We start from the raw sequence: 24,102 nt of genomic DNA, 5'->3' as shown, positions 1-24,102 counted from the left end.
GCGGGCGAGTAGGCGCGCGACGCTCCTCGGCCTCGCAGCACGCCGCTTGTTGTTGTGTCGCACAAGGGGCACAGCGGCTGCGTCACGAATGAGCCGCCGTGGTACTCAGGTCGATCCCGGGGCGGATCTCTTTGCGGTGCAGGACGTAGCGGTGCTTGACGTGCATCCCCGCCCTTCGGTAGAGCCGAGGGGCGCCCGTCCGGCTCTCCGCGTCCACGCTGAGCTCCACCTCTCGCACGCCACGTCGGTAATAGACGCCGAAGACTTCCTGCAGAAGGGCAAGCGCGATGCCCCGACCACGCCATGGGCGCCGCACGCCGACCGAGCCGATCCATCCCTTCCCCGCGGTCTCCTGGCCGAGACAGGTTCCGACAATGTGCCCGGAATCCGTTTCGACCGCCAAGAGCCAGAGCTCTGGATCCTTCCGCTCCGACTGCGTCATTGAAAGCCAGCGCTCGAAGGTGCTGGGCGGCCGGCCCCAGATATCGCCGAATGCCTCCTCAACCGCTTCGTAGGTCGCTCGCTCGTCCAGGCCGGGCACGAATGTCCGCGCCGTGATGCCCTCCGGCCATTCCGGCGCGGGCGGGGGCTGATCGAGCGTGATGGCCATGACCCAGATGTCTCGCACCGGTCGGTAGCCGTGCTGCTCCATGAGGCGGAGGGCAGAGGTGCTAGAGGCCCGGATGTAGTGTTGGACGGTGACCTGCGCCTCCGCGGGTGCCAGGTGCATCCGGTCCTGGATCCATTCCTCGCCCCACTGAACCAGCCAGGTGCCCAGCCCCATGCCCCGGAACCGCGGATGGACGTACCCATACACCGAAAGCTGGACATACCGGCGGTTGAGCACATCGGCGTACGCCGCGGCTTCTCCGTCGGGCGCGACCACGAGCACCGCCTCCTGCCCGAGATCGAGCCCTTCCCAGTCGCGCAGTACCTCCTCCGCCGACGCATCCGGCTCGTCGCCGTCGGCCTCCTGGCACGCCGCGATCAGCCGGGCGATTGCAGGGGCATCGGCCGGCACGGGCGCACGCGCGATGAACCTATCGGGGAGTGTGCGAGCAGCCACGGTCTTGCCTCCTTGCCACATTGTCATTCCCTCGGCCAGCATCGCGGCCGCGCCGGGCAATCATGGCGGTTGCGCCCGCGCAAGGCAATCCCCAGCGCGCCGCTGGCTCGAAAGCTGCGATACATGCCACCCTGACCGGGAACGACCAGCTTCCGCGAGCGGTGGGAGTGCCTGATGGACATCGGGTCCAAGCGCCAGAGACCGCTGCACATCCCTACCCGGCTGTCACGCAGCCGGATGGGCTGGTCGATGCAGCGCCTGCCGTGTGCCGACCGGCCCGAGTTGCTCGACCTCCCCGATGTGGACCCTGCCGCGCTTCAGGGCAACCTTGAGGATCTCGCCCGGGTCAATCGCCTCCTGGGTGGCATCCAGCTCTCCGAGCGCGCGCTCTCTCGCCTGTTCGCCTCCTGCACGCCGGGGGACACGGTTCGCCTGCTCGACGTCGGGACCGGTGCGGGCGACATCCCCACCGCGATGATCGACTGGGCGCGCAGCAGGAAGATCCCCCTCGAGGCCTTCGGCGTCGATCGCAGCGTCGCGATCCTCCGGCACGCACGCGATGCGGGGCCGAACCTCGGGCTCGTCGCCGCAGAGGGACGCAGTCTCCCTTTGCGAGATGGCGCCGTCGATGTCGCGCACTGCTCGCTGCTGCTGCACCACATCGACCCGCCCGACGCGGTCCCGCTCCTCGCCGAGATGGCCCGCGTCGCCCGCCGGGGCGTGATCGTCAACGACCTTGTGCGCAGCCGGATCGGTCTCGCAGGAGCGTGGCTCCTCGGGCACGTGGCCACGAGGAACCCGCTCACGCGCCACGACGCGCCGCTCTCCGCGCGACGCGCCTACACGCTGGCCGAGATGACCGATCTGCTCACGGCAGCCGGGCTCCGCGTCGTGGCCGCTGATACCTTTCTCGGCTACCGCGCGGCCGTGACGGCGGTGATGCCATGAGCCGGATGGATGCGGATGTGATCGTCGTCGGCGCCGGCCCGGCCGGCGCGGCCACCGCGGCGCGCTTGGCACGGGCGGGCTGCGACGTACTCCTTCTTGACCGCGCCGCCTTCCCACGCGAAAAGCCCTGTGCCGAGTACCTCAGCCCTGGAGTCGTCGAACAACTCGACGATCTGGGCGTGCTGGACGCGGTGGCCGAGAAGGGTGGAAAGTGGCTGAGAGGCATGCGGGTCGCCACCGCCCGCGGAAAGATCCACCTCAACTTCGCCTCGGCCGACCCGCCACGCCGCGGCCTTGGAATTCCGCGGGTCGTCCTCGACCAGATCCTGGTCGACCATGCCGTGGCGGCCGGAGCGCGCATGTGCGAGCGTGCCCGCGTCCGCGGCGCGGTCGTGGAAGAGGGCCGCGTCGTCGGCGTCACGGTGTCCGGGATCGGGCCTCAAGGGGGCGATTCGGTGCTCCGCGCCCGCTTCGTCGTCGGCGCCGATGGGGTCCACTCAACCATCGCCCGGTCACTGGGTCTCACCCGTCCCGTCCGCTGGCCCCGCCGCCTGGGCCTCGTCGCACGCTACGCGGGCGTCACCCGCCTCGACAGCACCGGGGAGATGCGGGTCGGCCCAGACCTGTACTGCGGATTGGCGCCAGTCGGTGAGGGCGTCGTGAACGTCGGTCTGGTCGGACCGCTGGGCAGGAAGCCGCCCGGTGAGCCGACTGCAAGCTACTTCGAGCGGAGCCTGGCGGAGGTGCCGGGGGTTCTGGAGGCACTGCAGGGTGGGGAGCGGGTCACCCCCGTCCGCGGAGTCGGCCCGCTGGCGAGCCGCGTCCGCCGTGTGGCGGGCCCGGGCTACCTGCTGGTCGGGGATGCGGCGGGATTCCTCGATCCATTCACCGGCGAAGGGATCTTCCGGGCACTTCGGGGTGCCGCGCTGGCCGCAGACGCAGTGCTGTCCGCTCTTGCGCGCGACGTCGTTGCAACCGGGTATGCCGAGGCCCGGCGCTCCACGTTCCGCGACAAGGCCGCGCTGTGCCTGTTGATCCAGGGCTTCCTCGGGGCGCGGCCGCTGCTCGACTATGCCCTGGCCCGCATCGCGTCACGCCCGGAGATTGAGGCCGGGCTAACAGGCGTGCTCGGCGACTACGCACCCGCCCGCCCGGCGCTCCACCCGGGGTTCCTCTGGGCACTGCTGAAACCGTAGGGGGAGCCAATGCACACCGCGAATGAGATCGTCATCCATGCCGATGCCACCACCGTCTACGAGCTTGCCGCTGCGGTCGAGCGCTGGCCCGAGATCCTCCCCCACTACCGCTGGGTTCGTGTCCTGCGCGACGACGGCCACGAGCGCCTGGTCGAGATGGCCGCCCGACGGGACGCGATCCCCGTGAGCTGGCGCGCGGTACAGGTGCGCGAGCCGGCGATCCCGCGTATCAGGTTCCGGCACGTCGGTGGGGTCACCAAGGGCATGGAAGTCGCCTGGCTCTTCGAGCCAGGACCGGACGGCCTGACCGTCCGCATCGTGCACGATTTCGATCCGCCCTGGCCCGTGGTCGGCGCGTTGGTAGCAGACCGCATCATCGGGCCGCTCTTCGTGGCGAACATTGCCGGAAAGACGTTGCGGCGGATCAAGGAGCTGGCTGAGATGAAGGCGGAGGTGCCCGGATGAGTGAGCCTGGCGCCGGACGCCGCGTTGTCGTGACCGGGATCGGCGCCGTCACGCCGATCGGCTGCGGACGAGAGGGTCTGTGGGACGGGCTGCGCTGCGGGCAGCCGCGGGTGCGGACGATCTCCCGCTTCGACCCTACGCAATTCCGATCTCAGGTCGCAGCCGAGATCGACGGCTTCGTGCCCTCAGACCACGTGTCCGCCGAACGCGCCCGGCGCGCCGATCGCTGCACGCACCTGGCCATCGCCGCGAGCCGGATGGCGCTCGCCGACGCCGGGCTTGATGGCGCTCGCGACCGGGCCACTCGCCGCGCGGCGGTGTTCGTCGGCAGCGCGCTCGGCGGTGTCCCGTTCGGCGAGGAGCAGCATGTTCGCTTCCTGCGTCGCGGCATCCGGGCCGTTGAGCCCGCACTCGCCCTGACCGTGTTCGGCGGTGCACCCGCCGCCGGCGTGGCGATGGAGTTTGGCCTGACCGGTCCGATCGTTGGGAACGCCAACTCCTGCGCTTCGGGCGCGGTCGCGATCGGGGAAGCCGCCCGCGCGATCCGGCACGGGACGGTCGACGTGGCCCTGGCTGGCGGTTCCGAGGCTCCCCTCGCGCCGCTAACGTTCGGCGCCTTCGACCTCATCCGGGCCCTGTCGACCCGCAACCACGACCCTGCCGGCGCGAGCCGCCCCTTCGACCGGGAGCGAGACGGGTTCGTCATGGCCGAAGGAGCGGCCATCGTCGTTCTGGAGTCCCTGGAGCACGCTCTGCGTCGTGGCGCTCAGCCATACGCAGAGATCCTCGGCTACGGGGCGACGAACGACGCCTACCACATGGTCCGCCCGCTGCCCTCGGGACACCAGGCCGCGCGGGCCATGGTCCTCGCGCTGCGGGAAGCGCGACGATCCCCGAGCGAGGTCGGCTACGTCAACGCGCACGCTACCTCGACACCCCTCGGCGACGCGGCCGAGACTCGCGCCCTGCGCCACGTCTTCGGCGCTACCCCCAGGCAGCCGGCGGTGAGCGCCACCAAGGGCCTCTACGGGCATCCGCTGGGCGCGAGTGGTGCGATCGAGGTTGCCATCACCGTTCTAGCCATCGCCCGCGGTTGGCTCCCGCCGACCACGAACCTCGACGATCCCGACCCCGCCTGCGCACTTCGGCACGTCCCTCCCACGGGGTGCACCGCCCAGGTCGCGGTCGCCATGACCAACTCCTTCGGCTTCGGCGGCATCAACGCCAGCCTGGTCTTCAGCCATTTCTTGGAGTGACAACATTCGAGGTTCGGACGACAGGCACGAGTCCCGCGTGCCGCGGAGACGGCTGGAATACCCGCCTATCCGCGAGTGCGCCAAGCAGGTCGAGGCAACCAGTCCACTCCGGGCTCCCGAACATGATTCGAGGCGGGCACAGTGCCCGCCTCGATATCGATCGTTCGCTGCTGGAGCCGCGCTCGGACTAGAGATCCTTGGTGAGCGTCGCCAGGAACTCGGCGTTGTTGGCCGTCTTGGCCAGCCGACCCAGCACCAGCTCGGTGCCTTCGGTCCCGCCGAGCATCGACACCATGCGGCGCATCGTCCACACCTGACGCAGCGTCTGCTCGTCGAGGAGCAGCTCTTCGCGCCGGGTACCCGACCGCTGGATGTCGATCGCGGGGTAGATGCGGCGCTCCGCCAGCTTGCGGTCCAGGTGCAACTCCATGTTACCGGTTCCCTTGAACTCCTCGTAGATGACGTCGTCCATGCGGGAACCGGTGTCGATGAGACACGTCGCGATGATCGTCAGGCTGCCGCCCCCCTCGATATTGCGGGCTGCGCCGAAGAAGCGCTTGGGCGGATACAGCGCCACCGGGTCGATACCGCCGGAGAGCGTGCGGCCGCTCGGCGGCACCGCCAGGTTGTAAGCCCGGGCCAGGCGCGTGATCGAGTCCAGCAGGATGACCACGTCGCGACCCGACTCCACAAGCCGCTTGGCGCGCTCGAGGACCATCTCCGCAACCTTGGTGTGGTCCTCCACCGGCTCATCGAAGGTCGAGCTGATCACCTCGCCGTCGACCGACCGCTTCATGTCGGTCACCTCTTCGGGTCGCTCGCCGATGAGACAGACGATCAAGTGGATATCTTCGTAGTTGGTGGTGATGCCGTTGGCGATCGCCTTGAGCAAGATCGTCTTACCGGCCTTCGGCGGCGACACGATCAACCCGCGCTGACCGCGCCCGATCGGGGCGACGAGATTGAGCAATCGGGTCGAGAGGATGTTGGGCGAGGTTTCGAGGTTGATCAGCTCGAGGGGGAAGATCGGGGTCAGGCTGTCGAAGTTCGGCCTTCGTCGCGCTGTCTCCGGGTCCATGCCGTTGACGGCTTCGACCCGCAGCAGGCTGTAGTATTTCTCGTTCTCCTTCGGCGGTCGCACGTGCCCCGAAACCCAGTCACCCGTGCGCAGTCCGAAGCGGCGGATCTGCGACTGCGACACGTAGATGTCATTGGGGCCAGGGAGGTAGCGCTCCCCGCGAAGGAAACCGAAGCCGTCCTCGATGATGTCGAGCACGCCCTCGCCGTAGATGTTCCCCTGCTGCTCGGTCTGCGCCTGGAGCACGCGGCTGATCAGTTCCTGCTTCTTCATGCGAGAGAAGCCGGTGATCTCCAATTCGCGCGCGAGCTCATGCAGCTCATCGATTGTTTTTGACTCAAGTTCGTTGATGGTTACGGTCATTCCGTTCCTCTTCCCACACCAGCCGCCGCCGTGGAGGCTGAGCGGGCTGCGTGTTGTCCCTGAATCTCTTGTGGTGGTGCGTGGTGGTAATTCGGTTGACGGCGGCCGGGAGCGGGCGCTCACGGTGATGATGGGGATCGCACGCTCAGTTCCGGCGCGGCCGCGGCCACAACCGGCACTCGCTCCCGAGCGCGGCCACGACATTGCCGCCCGGTGGAGCGAGTCTCCGGGGCAGGGGTGCAGGCGGTCCGGCACCACTTGTCCGGCAGCCATGCGCATGTCGCGTGACCACGTGTGGTTGACCTCTCATGCGCTGATGATAAGTGCTCGTGAAGTGCTCCAGCCTCAGTGTCAGGCAAACACGTCGCGCGGGTTTGGGTTGCAGTACGGCCCCGGCTGGGTTGCGCAGTGGACTCCGAAGCGTTACAGGGTGCCCTTCGGGCCGTTCCATACGGGAATCGCCAGCGGCGGGGATGAGGTCGCGGCACCGATCCCACCGGTGCCGCGACCAGTATATCATGATGTCCTGCGCTAGTCAAATGGAACAGCGGCAAAGTCCTGGAGCTTGCTCAGCCGGTGTGTCGCTGTGATCCGCCGCACCGTCCCCGAGCGCGACCGCATCACCAGCGATTCCGTCGTCGCCCCCTCCGACGTGTAGTGCACCCCGCGCAGGAGTTCCCCGTCGGTGATGCCCGTGGCGGCGAAGAAGACGTTGTCGGACCGCACCAGGTCATCGGCTGTCAGCACCTGCTCCAGATCCAGCCCCGCCTCCTGCGCCGCGCGGCGCTCGTCGTCGTTGCGCGGCCACAGCTTGCACTGGATCGCGCCACCCATGCACTTCAGCGCGGCCGCGGCGATGACCGCCTCGGGTGCCCCGCCGATACCCATCAGGACATCGATACCGGTCCCCGGCATCGCCGCCATCAAGGCGCCGGCCACGTCACCGTCGGTGATCAGCTTGATCCGCGCCTGGGTCGCCCGAATCTCGGCGATCAACTGCTCGTGGCGCGGGCGGTCCAGCACGACCACGGTCAGGTCACGTACGCGCATCCCCTTCGCGTCGGCGATGCGCTGGAGGTTCTCCGCCACCGGCGCGTTGATGTCGATGGCGAACGCCGCCTCAGGCCCGACCGCGATCTTGTTCATGTACACGATTCCGGGCGGGTAGTACATCGAACCGCGGTCCGCCAGTGCCACGACGGACAGGGAGTTCGGCATCCCGTTCGCCAGGAGCCGGGTCCCGTCGATCGGATCGACTGCCAGGTCCGCCTGCGGCGGATCCTTGGTGCCGACCTCCTCCCCGATGTACAGCATCGGGGCCTCGTCCTTCTCACCCTCGCCGATCACCACGACCCCGTCCATATGGACGGACTGGAGCATGGTGCGCATGCCGTTGACGGCCGCCTGGTCCGCCGCGTTCTTGTCGCCGCGCCCCATCCAGCGCGCGGCCGCGAGCGCCGCGGCTTCGGTCGTCCGGACCAGCTCCAGCGCCAGGTTCCGGTCGATACTCGCACTCATGCGGCTGCCTCCACTCCCTCGGGCTTTGCCCGATCCCGATCAGACCGAGGCCGATGCCGGCCGCGCCTGCAGCCACTCGCTCGCGCGCGCCGGCAATTCGGACGTCGGTCCCACCACCACCGTGCAGTCCGGCAGGGACCGCACGAACGATGACCCATAGCGTCGGCTTACCGTCCGTCGGTCGAGCACCACACAGACACCCCGGTCGGTGCTGCTGCGGATCAGGCGTCCGAATCCCTGCTTGAAGCGCAGCACCGCCTGAGGGATAGCGTAGGAATTGAAGGGGTCTTCGAACAACTCGCTGCGGGCCGCGAAGACCGGGTCGCTCGGCACTGAGAAGGGTAGTCTCGTGATCACGAGCAGACTCAGGGCGTCCCCGACGATATCCACCCCCTCCCAGAAGCTGTTGGTGCCGAGCAGAACCGTCTCGGGGTGGCTCTTCAGTCGGTCGATCAACTGGCGCGGGCTCCCGTCCATGCGCTGCGCCAGCACCAGAATACCCTCCGCCTCCAGTGGCCGCTTGATGGCCCGGTAAGTGGTCTGGAGCGCGCTATGCGAAGTGAAGAGGACCATGGCCCGGCCCCGCGTCGCCTTGCAGAGGTCGATCAGCGCCTCTTGCACGTGGCGCTGGTGTCCCGGCTGACCCGGTTCCGGCACGTCGTCGGCCAGGTACAAGAGCGTCGTCGCCGGGTAGTCGAACGGCGACGGCACCTGTAGCTCGTGCGCCTCGTCGATCCCGAGCCGTTGCCGGACGTAGTCGAACGAGCCGTCTGTCGTGAGCGTCGCCGAGGTCAGGATCGTCGTGCGGCAGCGATCGAAGAGATGCTCGCGCAGCACATCCCCCACGTGTAACGGCGCGGCCGAGATCGCGACGTCGCCAGTGGCGACGTTGCGCGTGAGCCAGTAGATCATGTCGGGGCTCGGGTTCGCGATCGCGCCGAGCACCCTTTCGATTAGTTCGTGCCCGGTGCGGATCAGGACCTCCAGCTCGGTCGCCACTTCGTCACGTTCGGGGATCTCCTCCTCACTGATCCCCTCCCACTGCCCCGCGGCCCAGACCAGCACCCCGACGATCTCACGCAGCCGTCCCGCCACCTGGTCCCACGAAATCTCGATCGTACTCCAGCCCGGATCGTGCCGCACAGCGTCGGTCAGGCGCAGGCGCCGGTCGTGCTCACTTTGGCCCGCCTGGTAGCGCTCCACGAAGTCCCCGAGCGCGTGGAAGAAGCGTTCGATCTCCTCGCTGGCCTCACGGGCCGTGCGCACCAACCCGTCCAACTGCGGCTGCAGTGACGCCGCGATATCGCGGGCCAGCGGCACGCGGGCATTCGCCACAACGCTCCACAGGCCGCCGAGCGCACCACCTAAGGCGCCGTCGTCGTCCCGCGCGACGCAGCGCGACACGAAATCGAGGATCCGGTGGCGGCTGATGCTGAAGCCGAGCTGCGTCGTCGCCTCGTCCTCCAGATTGTGCGCCTCGTCGATGATGAGGTGGCGGTACGGCGGCAGGACGTTGTTGGCCGCCAGCATGTCTGACAGCAGGAGCGCGTGGTTGACGACGATGACATGTGCGCTCTCGGCCTTGTGGCGCGCCCGGTAGAGGAAGCACTGGTTTCGCCGGTGGAAGATGCACCGGCCGGGGACGCAGCTCCCCTCCTCCTCGGCCAGCGCCAGCCAGTACACCTGCTCCTCCGGTGATAGGTGCAGCTCCGCGCGGTCCCCCGTCTCTGTCTGTTGGAGCCAGGTCAGGATCTTGGCGTAGAGCGTGGCCCGCTCGGGCGACACGGACGGCTCACGCTGTGCCAGGAACCAGCGCCGCAGGCAGAGGTAGTTCGAGCGGCCCTTGAGGAGAGCCGCTTCGAAGGACGCCACGCGCTCGAGCTCCGGCTGCGTGCGGGCCATCTCTTTGAGCGCCCGTCGCAGATCCGGCAGATCCTTGCGGAAGAGCTGGTCCTGCAGGGCAATGGTGTTGGTCGAGATCACCACCGGCTCGCCGCGGTTCACGGCGTGGAGGATGGCCGGGAGCAGATACGCCAGCGACTTGCCGGTCCCGGTCCCGGCTTCGATGAGGTACGTCCCGCCCTGATTGAAGCCCTCGGCCACGGCCGCCAGCATCGCGACCTGCTGCGGCCGCGGCTCATAGCCGGGGAAGGTCTGCGCCAGCGCCCCACCCGGTTCGGTCCAGGCCCGGAGCGCCTCCACATCGATCGGCGCGTCGGAGCCGGTCGGCTCCAGGCGCGGTGGTCGCTCCCGCTGGAACAGGAACAGCACCTCGGGCCCGCCGCGGGTCATCCCGGTCTTCGCCATAAGCTGGGCTGCGATCGTCCCGTGGCCCATGCCGTCCAGGCTAGCCACCTCGCGCCGCGCCTCGGCGAACAGTCGCGCCAGCGGCGACCCGGCCACGCGCGCCAGCTCCGCCAACCGCGCCAGGGTCTCCGCATCGTGGCTGAGGAGGATGTCCTGCAGCCCCAGGAAGACCGCCATGGTCGTCTCGACGTCGGCCATCGCGCGGTGCTGGTGCGGGACCGACACTCCCAGCCGAGCCGCGATGGTTGCCAGATTGTAGGCCGGGAGGTCCGGGATCAGGATGGTGGCAAGCTGGAACGTATCGTAGAGCGGGTTCTGCAGCCGCAGCCCTGCCCCGGCGAGCATCTGGATGTCGAACTCCGGCGATTGCCCCACGATCGGATGGTTGCGCACGAAGTCCCGCAACCGGGGCGCCACTACGGGGAATATCGGTGCGCGGCGCACATCCTTGGCGCCGATGCCGGTCAGGCTGGTGATGTTGAACGGGATCGGGCCGCGGGGACGCACCAGGCTCTCCCAGCGGTCGAGCACCCGGTCGTTGCGGAACTTGATCGCGGCGATCTCGATGATCTCGTCCCGCTCCGGGTCCATCCCCGTCGCTTCGAGGTCCAACGCGACGTAGATCCCGCTCACTGCGACGGCCTCTCCCCGTCGACACCCCCGGTGCCCTGTGCCTCTCCCACAAAACGCTCGGCGATCAGCGCCAATTGCACCAGCCCGACCGCGGCCGGCGCGATCTCGATCTGCTCGTCGGTGCGATGAGCGCGCACGCCGTGGCTCAGACCCACGCACACCGCCGGTATCCCGCGGGCGATCGGGATGTTCGCATCGGTGCTCGACGCGTTCAGCTCCGGCTGGAACCCAAGCTGCTCCAGCACCTCGACCGTCAGGCGGACGAGTGGTGACGAGGGCGGCACCGAGCCGGCCGGGCGCTCACCCAGCACCTCGATCTCGGTCGACACTCGGTCGGTCCGGCGGCGCTCGACGATGCGCGTGACCTCCTGCGCCAGCCAGGCGAGCCGGTCCGGGTCGGTCGAGCGCATGTCGATCACGGCCGAAGCGTGCGGCGCGATCGTATTAACCGACACCCCGCCCTCGATCAGTCCCACGTTGTAGGTCGTCTTGGGCTGGAGCGGTACCGGAATCATCGAAATCTCCTGGACGATCCCGGCAAGCTCGTGGATCGCGCTCGGCTCGCCGAAGGCGCCCCAGCTATGCCCGCCCGGCCCGGTGACCGTTACCCGGATGCGCTTGGAGCCGACCGCGATGTGCGTAACGCGACCCAAGTTGTGCCCTTCGACCGCGATGACCCCGCCCAACTCAGGCTCGAAGCGATCGACGGCCGCCTTGATGCCCCGCAGGTTGCCGAGTCCCTCTTCTCCGACATTGGCGACCAGGAGCACGTCGCCCGGAGTGGTAATGCCCGCTGCCTCCAGGAGATCCACCAGCACCAGGAGACCTGCGACGCCGAGGCTGTTATCACCGATCCCGGGCCCGGTCAGCACCCCGTCGGATCGCTCAACCGTGATCGGCGTGCCCGGCGGGAAGACCGTATCCGTGTGCGCCGCGAGCATCAGCGTCGCCCCACGTCCGCTCCCCGGGCGGCGGGCGTAGACGTTGGGGAGGTCATCGACCTCCACAGCCAGCCCGCGCTCCTCCAGTGCGCGCGCCACCCAGCGGGCGCGTTCGGCTTCGTGGTAGGTCGGGGCTGGAATCAAACAGATCTGCTCGGTCAGATCGGCGAGGCGCGGCAGCAGGCTATCGGCAAGCCGCCGAAGCTGTGCGAGCCTGGCTTCCCATTCGGACACGTGTTGTCCCTCTCACCGCTTCGCTCGCCACGCGAGCCACAGGGGTGTGCGAGATGCCGGCTCCGGGCATCCGGCCCAGGAGACGGAAGGAGCCGCCACCGGTTCCGGTCGACCATGCCGGCAGGCAAGACGCTGGCATTATAGCAGCAGAGGGTCGTACCCGCGCCTCCGGATCGGGCGCAGCGCTTGTTGACAGGTCCGGCGAACAGCCGTAGATTTGCGACGGCTACCGCAACGGGAGCCGGCGACGCGGCGTGGGCCGCGCGCTGGGGCCAAGAGGACGCTGGAGCAGGGGGACCGCGAGTGGCATCAAACTATCGCGGATACCGGCCGCCACAGGGGATGGTGTCGTGGGCACTCCATCGCCTGGCCGGTCTCGGGGTGCTGGTCTTTTTGTTACTGCACATCGTTGATATCTTCGCCGTAGGCTACGGCCCGGAGGCATTCAACGACCTGTTGTTCATCTATCGTCATCCGATCTTTCGCGCCGGAGAGGTGATCCTGGTTGCCGGGCTTTATTACCACGCGCTGAACGGAATCCGCATCATTCTGGTGGACTTCTGGTCGAAGGGCTGGAAGTACGAGCGGCAGATGTTCTACGCGGTGGTCGCCCTGTTTCTCATCGCCTTCATCCCCACCGCGATCTTGATGATTCGGCCGCTGTTCTAGCCGAGTTGCGGCCATAGGGCCGCGGCACATGGGAGGTTCAACGGTGGTTCAAGTCCCCACGGGTAGCGGTCCGGATCAGGTCAGCGCCGCCCCACGATCCGCGCGGCGTGCACCGATCCCGCGCGTCGGCCGGGAACGCCCTACTGGCAGCAACTTCGAGCTGTATTCCTGGTACTTCTTCCGGGTCAGTGGCCTGTTGCTGATTCTCTTGGCCATCACTCACGTCGTCATCATGCACGTCATCAACACGGTCGATGAAATCGACTACGACTTCGTGGCCGACCGCTGGAACTCGCCGTTCTGGCGCGCGTTCGACTGGCTCATGCTCGTCCTGGCACTGCTGCACGGGCTGAACGGTGCGCGGATCGCGGTGGACGACTATGTGCGGCCGCGCGGGTGGCGCGTATTCGCCCACTCGGTCCTCTGGAGCACCGCGATCATTTTCTTGATTATCGGTTCGATCGCGGTCGTCACGTTCAACCCGGATGCCGCCGTAACGGCAGGGAGATGAGGCATGTACCATCGATTTGACGCCGTCATCGTCGGCGCCGGCGGAGCCGGGCTCATGGCCGCCGCCCAGCTCGCCGGGAAGGCCAACGTGGCAGTCATTAGCAAGCTATACCCCACGCGGTCCCACACCGGGGCGGCTCAGGGCGGGGTGGCGGCCGCGCTGGGCAACCTCGAAGAGGACCACTGGATCTGGCACATGTTCGACACGGTCAAGGGGGGCGACTACCTCGTTGACCAGGATGCGGCCGAGGTCCTTGCCCGCGAGGCCATCGACGCGGTCTACGAACTGGAGCACATGGGCCTCCCCTTCAACCGCACGCCGGACGGCCGGATCGACCAGCGGCGTTTCGGTGGGCACACCCGCAACTTCGGTGAGGGTCCGGTACGCCGCGCCTGCTACGCCGCCGACCGCACGGGCCACATGATCCTCCAGACCCTCTACCAGCAGGGCATCAAGCATCAGGTCACCTTCTTCAACGAGATGATGATGCTGGACCTGCTGATCACCGACGACGGCGTCTGCACCGGCGTCGTGGGGTACGACATCCACTCCGGCGAGATCCACGTCTTCCACGCCAAGGCAGTCCTGCTGGCGACCGGCGGCTTCGGCCGCGTCTTCAAGGTCACCAGTAATGCGCTGTCCCTCGCCGGGGACGGCTGCGCCATCGCCTTCCGGCGTGGCCTGCCGCTGGAGGACATGGAGTTCTTCCAATTCCACCCGACCGGGATCTACAAGCTCGGTATCCTCTTGTCCGAGGCCTGCCGTGGCGAGGGCGGTATCCTGCGCAACGACAAGGGCGAGCGCTTCATGGAGCGGTACGCGCCCACCCTGCTCGACCTCGCCCCACGCGACATGGTCTCTCGCAGCATCTACATGGAGATCCGTGAGGGCCGAGGGATCAACGGGCAGGATTACGTCCACCTCGACCTGACGCACCTGCCCGCTGAGGTCATCGAGACCAAGCTGCCGGACATCACCGACTTCGTCCGCACCTACATGGGCCTCGATCCGGTCAAGGACCTTATCCCGATCCAGCCGACGGCCCACTACGGCATGGGCGGCATCCCCACCGACGTGGACGGCCGGGTCACGATCGACGAGGAGAACACAGTCCTGCCCGGGCTCTACGCGGCCGGCGAGTGTGCCTGCGTCAGCGTCCACGGCGCCAACCGGCTCGGCACCAACTCGCTGGTCGACCTGATCGTCTTCGGCCGGCGCGCCGGGCGGCACATGCTCAAGACCATCAACGAGAACGACTTCCACCCGCTGCCCAAGGAGCCCGACTTCCGCGCCCGCGCCGAGGTCAGCGCCCTCCTCGAAGGCGACGGCACCGAGAACGCCAACGTCATCCGCGAGGAGCTGCAGGAGGCCATGTTCCGGGACTGCGGCGTCTTCCGCACCGCGGAGGGTCTGATCTCGCTACGAGAGAAGCTGACCGAGCTGCGGCATCGCTACAGCCGGGTCGGCGTGCGGGACAAGAACCGCACCTTCAACATGGACCTCGTCGAGACGATCGAGACGGGTTATTTGCTGGACATCGCCGAGGCCGTCGTCGCCGGGGCACTCGCCCGCGAGGAGAGTCGCGGCGGTCACTTCCGTGAAGACTTTCCCGAGCGCGATGACGTCAACTGGCTCAAGCACACATTGACCTATCGTACGTCGGGCGGCATTGAGATGCGCTACAAGCCGGTCGTCATCACCCGGTTTGAGCCCAAGGAACGGAAGTACTGATGCAGGTACACCTGCGGATTCAACGCTTCAACCCTGAGGTCGACAGCAAGCCGTACTTCGAGGAGTACGACGTCGAGGTCGAGCCGACTGACCGCGTCCTCGATGCGCTCAACAAGGTGAAGTGGTTCCGCGACGGCACGCTCACCTACCGCCGGAGCTGCGCCCACGGCGTCTGCGGCTCCGATGCCATGCGTATCAACGGGCGCAACCGGCTGGCGTGTAAGGTGCTCATCCGCGATGTAGGCACCGACATCACGATCGAGCCGCTCGTCGGCTTCCGGGTCATCCGCGACCTGGTCGTGGACATGGAGCCGTTCTTCAACGCGTACAAGTCGGTGATGCCCTTCCTCATCAACGACGACCCAGAGCCGACCACGGAGCGGCTGCAGTCACCGGAGAATCGCGAGCGCTTCGACGACACGACGAAGTGCATCCTCTGCGCCTGCTGCACCAGTGCCTGCCCGATCACCTGGACCAACGACGAGTTCGTCGGTCCCGCGGCGATCGTCAACGCCCACCGCTTCATCTACGACAGCCGCGACCAGGGTGCAGCCGACCGGCTGGCCGTGTTGAACCAGAAGTCGGGCGTCTGGCGCTGCCGCACCGTCTTCAACTGCACCGAGGCGTGCCCGCGCGGGATTCAGGTCACGCGTGCCATCGAGGAGGTCAAGCGCAGCTTGCTGACCGGCGACGTCTCGTAGCGGCATCCTCGGGCACGGGCACCGGCGCGCGGCAGGTCCGCGTCACCGCCCACCCTGCGGACTGCAGAGGTACACGACATCACTGAACGCTGGGGAGCGAGGAACACGCGGATGCGGAATCCGCTGAGCTGGGACTATCTGAACGCACCGCTCTGGGACACGCCCGTCTGGGGGCCGTTCTCGATCGCCTTTGTCGCGCTCTGCGGCATCGGCTTCGTCGCGTCGCTGTTGGTCTACTACGACGTGATACGGCTTTCCCAGCGCTACCCGATCGCCCGCGCGGAGATCCAGCGCGGTGCTGCCATCGCCGCGGTGCTGTTCGGGCTAGGACTCTTCTTCTTCACGTTCCGGTTCCTCCACGTGAGCGCCTTCGGCTTCTACAAGCGCTTCTGGCTCTATCTGGTTCTCCTGGCGCTGCTGGCTGAGGCCGCCTACTACATCTGGTGGGCCCGCACCGTGTATCCGGCCAAGGTGCGCGCTGCAGCCGCCGAGGAGCTCAAGCGCCGCTACCTCGAACCGGTGTCCAGCGGCCGCCGCCGCGGTGCGCGCCGGCGGAAGCGGTCGCCGTCCCGCGAGCGGGTGCGCTCGTAACCCCAACCCGCTGTCGGAAGCGATTGAGCCTCCCGGACCTTGCCGAATCATCGAGCGAATCGGCAGGGCCCGAGGAGGCTCCTCGTTTCTACCTTCGCGTTTCGCGATCGGGGTACCTTACGGCGCGCCCTCTGGAGTCGTCGGTTGGTCCTCCAGGGCGAATGAGCCGTAGCGAACGTCGCCGGCGGGCTCGTAGGTGGCAATGATCACGCCGGTGGTCGACTCCTGGGAGTCCACGAGGCGCAGGTTGCCGGGGCGTACCCCATCGCCAAAGAGCTGCTTCCCACTTCCCAACGTTAGCGGGAAGATCATGAGGCGGTACTGGTCGACCAGGTCATTGGCCATCAGGGTCTGGACCAGTTGCGAACTTCCATGCACCTGGAGGTCGGGCCCGTCACCCTGCTTGAGCCGGGTGATTTGCTCGACAACGTTGTCTCGGATCACGACCGCGGGACCCCAGTCTGCGCTCGCCAGGGTGGTGGACACGACGTACTTCGTCGCCGCGTTCAGCGGGCCGGCTGCCTCGTCAGTGGCATGGGGCCAGTGGGCCGAGAAGATGTCGTAGGTCTTTCGCCCGAGAAGGAGGTCGAACGGCTGGCTCAACCCCTCGCCCACAAACTGGCCCATGCGGTCGTCCCAGTAGTTGACCGACCAGCCTCCATGCTCGAAACCACCCTCTCGGTCCTCGTTTGGCCCGCCTGGGCCCTGCATGACGCCGTCCAGGGTTAGGAAGGTATTGACAACGATCTTCCGCACGGGGTGCCTCTCCCTCTGTGGGTCGATCCGGGCACCCGACCGCCTGGCCGGGCTGTACGCAACGGGTCCCACATCTTGGTCGAACGGCCATCCTCGAAATCGACAGCACTGCCCGACCATGCGTGGGATAGCATCCGGCTCACGAATCATGCCCAGAGTTATGTCGCGAGGGCTTCGGGCAAAAAGAAGAGCGGACCGCCCAACGGGACGGTCCGCTTCTGTGTTCGAAGAAGGTCGTGCACCCTCTGTCGATCACGACCCTCCGGCTTGCACCGGGCCAGTTAGCTCCAGCCAGGCACCCCCACGTCACCCAAGGATGGCCACTTACGGCTGCTTCCTTCCGGACCTGACCGGGTTCGTGGGTCCTTGCCGCGTGGGACCCAACCTTCCTCACCACTTAGCCCGAGCAGTCCCACAAGGCCGGACCTCGAGAGGGAACTCAGCCCCGCTATAGCGGATTGCGGGTACAGGGCACCGCTAGTTCCCCGCCTAGCACGACCAGGACTTTATGATACCTGCCCCCAACCATCCTCGCAAGGGTACGGACACCCGGGGGTATCCCACCCCTTCGTAGTCGCGTCCTGCCGCTGAGTGGTCGGCGGAGGGGATCCTCGGGGGTCCGTGGCGCTTTATGTTCCCACTCAGCCGGGAGCCGGGGACGGCGACAGCGACGGCGGGGGACGAGCCTGGCTCAAGCCTATTGGGCGTTATCCCGGTCGCACAGCACCGGCAGTTCGAAGACATCGGGGTGACCGTCCACTCCCTCGAGTTGTACCGGGATCGGTTCCAGGCCGTCGCCAGAATGGACGGGGGAAGTCGGGGCGGGTTCCCCCGCATCACCTGGCGCGGTGGACGATCGAGGTGGTGTCTACAATGCATTGCCCGCAGCGGGGAGCGGCGGGGGCAAGCCACCGGAGCTCTTCTCCTGGCGCCGCGTCTGTCCATTCACCCCGCAGCGCGATCCCAAAGCCCGCCAACTGACGCTGGAGATCGCAACATTGCAGTGGGGCTCCGGAGCCATTGTCCAGGTGCCGGACGGCACGCAGCGATTCTCGGTTGAGCTGCCATAGCCGATTACCCGTCAACCCACCGGAGGCACGTCCCGTGGTATTTGGCTGGCCTGCGACGGGCCACCCAGATGCGAGCGGCGGCCACACGATGGCCGCCGCTCTGCCGGATATTCGCATGTTCGATAACGGATGACGCTTAGGTGGGACCGCCCGCGCGTAACCAGAGCGACTCGGCGTGTCCCGTGCCCGTCTCGCTACGGGACGATTGCCTCGCCACCGTCGACGCGGATGACGTTCCCGGTGATCCAACCGATGCCGGGCGTGCTGAGCACGCGGATCGCCCGTGCCACGTCCTCCGGCGTCGTCACGCGGCCACCAGGGTTCCGCGCCTTTGCCCCCTCCAGCATCTCGTCAGCACCGGGGATCTTCGACTGCGCCGGGGTCGGCGTCACACCGGCCTGAATGCTGTTGGCCGCGATGCCGTGCGGCGCAAGCTCCACCGCGAGCTGGCGGATGTGCGCCTCCAACGCCGCCTTGGCGGCCGAGACCGCACCGTACCCGGCCCAGACACGGGTCGATCCCTCGCTGGTCATGGCGAAGATCCGGGCGTCCTGGTCGAACAGCCCGGCGTGGAAGAGGTCCTGCGTCCAGTAAACGAGCGAGTTGGCCATGACGTCGAGCGTCATCTCGAGCTGCTTCTGGGTCAGTTGTTGAGCGGGATCTGGCTCGATGTACCGGCGCAGGGTGCCGAACGCCAGCGAGTGCATCAGCACGCGGACGCGCGCCCCACGCTCCTTGAGCGCCTGAATCACTTCAGCGCGCTTCTCGGGGTCGGCCGCGTTCACGTTGAAGAAGGCAGCTTCGCGCCCGGCCGCCTGGACGTCGGCGATCACCGCTTCGGCCAGTGGCATCGTGCTCCGCCGATCCAGGTGGACCCCGCAGATATTGAACCCGGCCGCGGCTAGCTCACGGCTGGTCGCCGCACCAAAGCCGCTCGACGCGCCGAGGATCACCGCCCAGGGCGTACCAGTCGCTGTCTCGGTTCCGGCCAACCCTCCGCCTCCCTTCCCGGCAGTAGCCGCCCACGACGGACGGTAAGGTCACTGCTGTCACTCCGCAGATTATGAGAGCGGGCGGCAAGCGGGGTCAAGCCGACGCATCCGACTCTGTGCCGCTACCCGGACTCGACGCCGGAGGGAAGGGGAAAGCGCACACAGACCACAGTGCCGCCACCCTCGCGGGCGCGTAGGTGGAGCGAACCGTGCAGGTCTACCTCCACGAGCGTCCGTGCGATCTGGAGGCCCAGCCCGGCGCTGCGAACCGGGTCGAAGCCGGCCGGCAGTCCGACGCCGTCGTCACACACCTCCAGCACCGCCTCGTCCCCTTCGCACCGCACCGCGATGGTGACCTCACCTCGCTCGCGCCGGCCGACACCGTGTACTACCGCGTTGGCCAGGAATTCGTTGATCAGGAGGGCGAGGACCGTCGCCTGTCGTGACGGGACGTGGACCGGCGACGGCTCGATGACGAAGTTCACCTGGGTCCCCGGCGGCACGACGTTGATGATCGCCTCGTCCACCACGTGCTTGGCGATCCGCTCCACAGTCGTCTCGCGCAGGTTCCCGCTTGAGAGCAGATCGTGGATCGCCGCAATGCTGCGGATCCGGCTGACGGCCTCCTGCAGCGGCTGGGTCCACCCCTCGTCGGCAGCGTGTCTCGCCTGCATAGAGAGCAGGGCTGCGACCATCTGCAGGTTGTTGCGTACCCGATGGTGCATCTCCTGCAGCAGAGTCGAGGCGCGCGTGAAGCCACGCAGCGCCTCCTCGTACAACTCGGCGTTCTCGATCGCGATTGCCGCCGAGTCGGAGAAGGCGTCCAGCAGCCCTTGCATGTCTTGGACATCCTGCGGTCGTTCGCCGAGGTAGACGCAGATCGCACCCACTGCGCGACGCGCAGTCACCATCGGGACGACGTAAAGGAACGTGCTCGGCTCCTCCGCCGGCAACCGGCGCCAGATGGCCGCCCCGGTCTGCATCGCCTCCTCAACCACCGGCACCACGACGGCACGATCGGCTACGGGCGCCACGTCATCGGACGGGTGACGCGCCATCAGTTCGAGCCGGGCCGGGTCGTGCCGCGGCCGCCGATAGATCTCCGCCGCCGTCGCCTGACTCAACTCCGCCGTCTGGCGACTGATCAGCCGCAGCACCTCCGACAGGTCGAGCGTCGACGCGACCATGCGCGACATCTGCTGCAGCGTGGCGAGCTGGCTGATCCGGCGGCGCAGTTGGGCATCGGTCTCGCTGTACAACCGCGCGTTCTCGATGGCGATGGCGATCTCACCGGCCGCCGTTTCCAAGAACGCCAGCTCGTCGGCGTCGAACTCACGCCGGGCGGCCGAGAGGATGTTCAGCACCCCGACCAGCCGATCGGGCGCCCCCAGCGCCAGCGGCACCGACACCTGGGACGTGTAGATCTGATCGCCGATTCGCGGGTGGTCCAGGTACGCCGGGTGGGAGCGCGCCTCGGCCACCGCCAGAATGCGGCGCGTCGCCGCCGCCTCACCGGTGATGCCCACCCCGAGCGGCAGGCGGAGCTGGCCCACCTCCTCCTGGTTGAGCCCGACCGTGGCCCGCAGTACCAGCGTTCCGCTTGTCTGGTCGTAGAGGAAGATCGAGCAGGAATCCGCCGCGACGGTCTGCTTCACCACATTGACGACGGTCTGCAGCATCGCTTCCAGGTCGAGACTCGCAGTCGCCGCCTGGTTGATGCGGTGCAGACCGGCCAGCCGCGCGACATGGCTCGACAAGGGCCCGGTGCCGCCCCGCCGCACCAGCCCGCGCAGCCGCACCATGTAGTCGGTGTAGCCGCGCACCGTGGCGCCCAGCACCGCCGGGTCGGCCGGCACGTCGGCCTCCCGCCAGGCGTCGAGGAGCATGGCGAAGGCGTCTTCCATGCGGAAGTGGTCGGCCGCGACCGCCTCGCCGAAGTCGATTGCTGCCAGGAGCAGGCGTGTCTGCCCGCCGGGTGCCCCCTGCTCCCGCATTGCCTCCAGCAGCGCGTTGAGCGCGTCATGGCGGCGCGCCACCGTGCCCTCAGCCGCCTCGCCTGGCCCGGCTGTCTCGTGCTGCATCTGATCCCCGCTCAGGTGGTACAATCGTTCTATACGTACGCGTGGCTCGACCGCGAGGGAGATGAGATGGGTGTCCGGTCGCAACCACTCGGCGTCGTCACGGAGGGGAGCTTCACCGGCGGCCTGACGGTTCGCCTGGCTCCGGATTGCCCCACCGAGGCGCTGCGCGTCGGCAGCTTCGTCGTCCTCGAAGGGAACGACAACCGTTATTTTAGCCTGATCGCCGACATGCGGCTGCGCGTGACAGACCCATCGCTCACGGCTCACCCACCGGCCGGTGGGTCACCCTTCGTGCGCCAAGCCCTGGCCGGTACCCACACGTACGCCACGGTCGAGGTGCGCCCCAGCCTCATGCTCGAGAACGCATCCAGGCTCACCGGCGCTCCACCGGGCCCGGTGCGCAACATCCCGATGCATTTCGCGGTCCTCCGCGAAGCCCGGCCGGAGGACTTCGATCTGGTGTTCGGCTCGGAGGGCGGCACGCGCTTCGCGCTCGGCACCCCGCTGACCATGGACATCCCCATCCCGATCGACTTGAAAGCGTTCATCGAGCGCAGCAACGGGATCTTCGGCCAGAGCGGTACCGGCAAGAGCGTCCTGACCCGCCTCCTGCTCTTCGGCCTGATCAAGAGCGACGTCGCCTCGGCGCTGATCTTCGACATGCACGACGAGTACGCCTATGCCCGGCGTGACCCGGAGATCGCCGGCCTGGTGGAACTCTTCGGCGAGTCGCGCGTCAAGGTCTACACGCTCGACAAGCGCACGGGCGGCAGCCGTGACGTCGTGATCGGGCTCAACCAGATCGAGCCGGAGGACATCGAACTGCTCGCGGACGAGCTGAACCTGCGCGAGACCTTCCCTGCCGTCGCCCACCAGCTTCAGCAGGCCTTCAAGAGTCGCTGGATGCAGCGGCTGCTCGCGATGGATTCCGAGGACGTTGCCGAGTTCTGCCAGCAAACCGGGGCGCACCCCGGCGCCGTCGACGCCCTTCGGCAGAAGCTGGCCCTGATTCGCAAGCGGGACTACGTCGTCGAGGAGGCCGGGTTCTCCTGGGTGGACGATATGCTGCGCCACATCGAGGATGGCAAGCACATCATCCTCCAGTTCGGCCGCCACGACTCGCTGCTCGACTACATGCTCGTGGCCAACATCGTCACCCGGCGCATCCACCAGCGCTACACCGAGAAAGCCCTCGCCGCGCAGGCAGACGGAGCGTTGGGCCAGGAGCCGCGTCACTTGGTGATCGTGCTGGAGGAGGCGCACAAGTTCCTGACGCCGGAGGCCGCCCGCCAGTCGATCTTCGGTACCATCGCCCGGGAGATGCGCAAGTACTCCGTGACGCTCCTGGTCGTCGACCAACGACCGTCCAGCATCGACCCCGACGTGCTCTCGCAGCTCGGCACACGCATCACCGGCCTGCTGGCCGACCAGCGCGACATCGACGCCGTCCTGACCGGCGTGGGCGACCGCAACCAGCTCCGCGGTATGCTTGCCAGCCTGGAGCCGCGCCAGCAGTGCCTCATCGTCGGCCACGCCATCCCGATGCCGATGCTGCTCCGCACTCGCCAGTACGACCGCGCGAGCCTGATAGCCGAGTTACGCGCATCCAAGATCCGGACCGTCGACGGCCACGAGCTGCTGGCTCGTTACCGCAGCTTTGACGAGGACGAATAGCACCACATGCGACTCCTGCACTTCGCCGACCTCCATCTCGGCATGGAGAACTACGGCACGCTCGACACGCGGCTGGGCTACTCGAGCCGTGTGCGCGACTACCTCGCCGCCTTCGATCAGGTGGTGGACCACGCGATCGAGCATCGGGTCGACGCCGTGCTCTTCGCGGGCGACGCCTTCAAGCACCGCGACCCCAGCCCGACGATCCAGCGGGAGTTCGCCAAGCGCATCCGCCGCCTGGCTGCGGCCGAGATCCCGACTGTGCTGCTCGTCGGCAACCACGATCTGCCGAGCATCGACGCCCGCGCCACGCCGATGGACATCTATGCGACGCTCGATATCCCCTTCATCTACGTAGCGCGCAATCCGGACGTGCTCCGGATCGAAACCCGTGGCGGGCCGCTCCAGGTCGTGACTCTCCCGTGGCTCTCGCGCCAGCGCCTGCTCGACCCCGAACAGCGCCGCAACCCCGACCCGGGCGCCGTGAGCCGTGCCGCGGCGGAAGCCACCTCGGCCATCCTCAGCGCCCTCGTCGACCAGCTCGACCCCGATACGCCGGCCGTGCTCCTTGCGCACCTGAGCATCGAGGGAGCGCGCCTCGGGTCGGAACAGTCGATTATGCTCGGCGAGGATCTGGTGCTCGACACCGACGAGTTGCGCGTACGCGCCTTCGACTACGTGGCGCTAGGGCACATCCACCAGCACCAGCAGATCACGGCGCGTCCGCCCACCGTCTACGCCGGGAGCCTAGAGCGCATCGACTTCGGGGAAGAGCGCGAGGAAAAGGGGTTCGTCCTGGTTGACATCCAGCCCGGCCCCGCCGGGGAGCGCCGCGTCGAATGGACCTTCCAGCCGGTCCGGTCACGCCCCTTCGTGACCCTCCGGATCAAGACGCTGCACGAGGACCCCATGGTCGATGTCGAGCGCGAGATCGAGCGGCGCACTGCAGACTTGGACGGGGCGATCGTCCGCGCCTTCATCGCCGTCCCGCCAGAGCGCGAGGAACTGCTGCGCATCGACGAGGTGCGCCGGATGCTCCTCCAGCGCGGTGCCGCCTACGTCGCCAAGGTCGTACGCGACGTCGACCTTCAGGTCCGTCCCCGCATAGAACTGCGCGACCACGAGACACTCGACCCCGTGGCCGCGCTCGAAAAGTGGCTCTCCCTCCGGGACCTCACCGAAGACCAGCGCCGCCGCATCCTCGAAGCCGGCAAGGCCCTGATCCAGGCCGAGCGGGATGGGGAGTGAAGCGTGATGCGTCATGCGTCAACCGTCCCCCTCACCCCCGACCCCTCTCCCACCAGGGGAGAGGGGAGGAATA

19 protein-coding genes and 1 other RNA gene are annotated in these 24,102 nt (G+C 67.6%); 11 read left to right on the top strand and 9 right to left on the bottom strand.

Annotation, left to right across the window (positions count from 1 at the left end; all coding sequences use genetic code 11):
* Window positions 1-82: 82 nt before the first annotated feature.
* Window positions 83-1,066 carry a GNAT family N-acetyltransferase gene (locus tag STHE_RS05060; protein ID WP_012871491.1) on the bottom strand — a complete coding sequence of 328 codons (984 nt, stop codon included), beginning with the start codon at window positions 1,064-1,066 and terminating at the stop codon, window positions 83-85.
* Between the two features lie 174 nt (window positions 1,067-1,240).
* Between STHE_RS05060 and STHE_RS05055 the strand changes: the two genes are divergently transcribed.
* The 4 genes from STHE_RS05055 to STHE_RS05040 are packed head-to-tail and all read left to right on the top strand — an operon-like array spanning window position 1,241 to window position 4,931.
* A complete protein-coding gene (locus STHE_RS05055; protein ID WP_012871490.1) occupies window positions 1,241-2,014 on the top strand; it encodes a methyltransferase domain-containing protein in 774 nt (257 codons plus the stop codon).
* On the top strand, window positions 2,011-3,210 hold the full coding sequence (locus STHE_RS05050; protein ID WP_012871489.1) for an NAD(P)/FAD-dependent oxidoreductase: 1,200 nt from the start codon (window positions 2,011-2,013) through the stop codon (window positions 3,208-3,210). Before STHE_RS05055 ends, STHE_RS05050 begins: the two co-directional genes overlap by 4 nt.
* Window positions 3,211-3,219: 9 nt before the next feature.
* Window positions 3,220-3,675 (top strand): type II toxin-antitoxin system RatA family toxin, encoded by a 456-nt coding sequence (locus STHE_RS05045; protein ID WP_012871488.1) that lies wholly within the window; start codon window positions 3,220-3,222, stop codon window positions 3,673-3,675.
* The gene (locus tag STHE_RS05040; RefSeq protein WP_012871487.1) at window positions 3,672-4,931 is read left to right on the top strand and encodes a beta-ketoacyl-[acyl-carrier-protein] synthase family protein; all 1,260 of its coding nucleotides are present in this window, start codon (window positions 3,672-3,674) and stop codon (window positions 4,929-4,931) included. Before STHE_RS05045 ends, STHE_RS05040 begins: the two co-directional genes overlap by 4 nt.
* Before the next feature lie 187 nt (window positions 4,932-5,118).
* Here STHE_RS05040 and rho read toward each other — a convergent pair whose 3' ends face one another.
* The 4 genes from rho to STHE_RS05020 form a co-directional block, all read right to left on the bottom strand.
* Window positions 5,119-6,372: a transcription termination factor Rho gene (rho, locus tag STHE_RS05035; RefSeq protein WP_012871486.1), complete on the bottom strand. Its 1,254-nt coding sequence runs from the start codon at window positions 6,370-6,372 to the stop codon at window positions 5,119-5,121.
* A gap of 531 nt (window positions 6,373-6,903) precedes the next feature.
* Entirely contained in the window at window positions 6,904-7,890 is a 987-nt protein-coding gene (gene glpX / locus STHE_RS05030) for a class II fructose-bisphosphatase (RefSeq protein WP_012871485.1), read from the bottom strand.
* A gap of 39 nt (window positions 7,891-7,929) precedes the next feature.
* Window positions 7,930-10,830: a helicase C-terminal domain-containing protein gene (locus STHE_RS05025; RefSeq protein ID WP_012871484.1), complete on the bottom strand. Its 2,901-nt coding sequence runs from the start codon at window positions 10,828-10,830 to the stop codon at window positions 7,930-7,932.
* Window positions 10,827-12,005, bottom strand: a complete 1,179-nt coding sequence (locus STHE_RS05020; protein ID WP_012871483.1) for a M20/M25/M40 family metallo-hydrolase — start codon at window positions 12,003-12,005, stop codon at window positions 10,827-10,829. Before STHE_RS05020 ends, STHE_RS05025 begins: the two co-directional genes overlap by 4 nt.
* 303 nt (window positions 12,006-12,308) lie before the next feature.
* Between STHE_RS05020 and sdhC the strand changes: the two genes are divergently transcribed.
* The 5 genes from sdhC to STHE_RS04995 all read left to right on the top strand — a co-directional run bounded on the left by sdhC (window position 12,309) and on the right by STHE_RS04995 (window position 16,208).
* Window positions 12,309-12,674, top strand: a complete 366-nt coding sequence (gene sdhC / locus STHE_RS05015; RefSeq protein WP_012871482.1) for a succinate dehydrogenase, cytochrome b556 subunit — start codon at window positions 12,309-12,311, stop codon at window positions 12,672-12,674.
* A 43-nt stretch (window positions 12,675-12,717) separates the two neighbouring features.
* Window positions 12,718-13,185: a succinate dehydrogenase hydrophobic membrane anchor subunit gene (locus STHE_RS05010; protein ID WP_012871481.1), complete on the top strand. Its 468-nt coding sequence runs from the start codon at window positions 12,718-12,720 to the stop codon at window positions 13,183-13,185.
* Between the two features lie 3 nt (window positions 13,186-13,188).
* Window positions 13,189-14,916, top strand: a complete 1,728-nt coding sequence (gene sdhA, locus STHE_RS05005; protein ID WP_012871480.1) for a succinate dehydrogenase flavoprotein subunit — start codon at window positions 13,189-13,191, stop codon at window positions 14,914-14,916.
* Complete coding sequence (locus STHE_RS05000; protein WP_012871479.1) at window positions 14,916-15,617, top strand: succinate dehydrogenase iron-sulfur subunit; 702 nt, start codon at window positions 14,916-14,918, stop codon at window positions 15,615-15,617. The genes sdhA and STHE_RS05000 overlap by 1 nt, the downstream gene beginning before the upstream one ends.
* 111 nt (window positions 15,618-15,728) lie before the next feature.
* Window positions 15,729-16,208 (top strand): hypothetical protein, encoded by a 480-nt coding sequence (locus STHE_RS04995; protein ID WP_012871478.1) that lies wholly within the window; start codon window positions 15,729-15,731, stop codon window positions 16,206-16,208.
* A gap of 117 nt (window positions 16,209-16,325) precedes the next feature.
* Here the strand turns inward: STHE_RS04995 and STHE_RS04990 are convergent, their stop codons facing one another.
* From STHE_RS04990 to STHE_RS04980, 4 genes are all read right to left on the bottom strand, one after another.
* Entirely contained in the window at window positions 16,326-16,964 is a 639-nt protein-coding gene (locus STHE_RS04990) for a dihydrofolate reductase family protein (RefSeq protein WP_012871477.1), read from the bottom strand.
* A 234-nt stretch (window positions 16,965-17,198) separates the two neighbouring features.
* Window positions 17,199-17,462, bottom strand: an RNA gene (ffs, locus tag STHE_RS18435) — signal recognition particle sRNA large type.
* A 766-nt stretch (window positions 17,463-18,228) separates the two neighbouring features.
* Window positions 18,229-19,026 (bottom strand): enoyl-ACP reductase FabI, encoded by a 798-nt coding sequence (locus STHE_RS04985; protein WP_012871476.1) that lies wholly within the window; start codon window positions 19,024-19,026, stop codon window positions 18,229-18,231.
* A gap of 122 nt (window positions 19,027-19,148) precedes the next feature.
* Window positions 19,149-21,107, bottom strand: a complete 1,959-nt coding sequence (locus STHE_RS04980) for a sensor histidine kinase (RefSeq protein ID WP_012871475.1) — start codon at window positions 21,105-21,107, stop codon at window positions 19,149-19,151.
* A 66-nt stretch (window positions 21,108-21,173) separates the two neighbouring features.
* Here STHE_RS04980 and STHE_RS04975 point away from each other — a divergent pair, with 66 nt between their 5' ends.
* Complete coding sequence (locus tag STHE_RS04975) at window positions 21,174-22,781, top strand: helicase HerA domain-containing protein (RefSeq protein ID WP_012871474.1); 1,608 nt, start codon at window positions 21,174-21,176, stop codon at window positions 22,779-22,781.
* A 6-nt stretch (window positions 22,782-22,787) separates the two neighbouring features.
* A complete protein-coding gene (locus STHE_RS04970) occupies window positions 22,788-24,029 on the top strand; it encodes a metallophosphoesterase family protein (protein ID WP_012871473.1) in 1,242 nt (413 codons plus the stop codon).
* Window positions 24,030-24,102 lie beyond the last annotated feature (73 nt).

Origin of the sequence: Sphaerobacter thermophilus DSM 20745 (genome assembly GCF_000024985.1) — a bacterium.
Classification (GTDB): domain Bacteria; phylum Chloroflexota; class Chloroflexia; order Thermomicrobiales; family Thermomicrobiaceae; genus Sphaerobacter; species Sphaerobacter thermophilus.
This window is presented reverse-complemented; position numbering and strand designations above follow the sequence as displayed.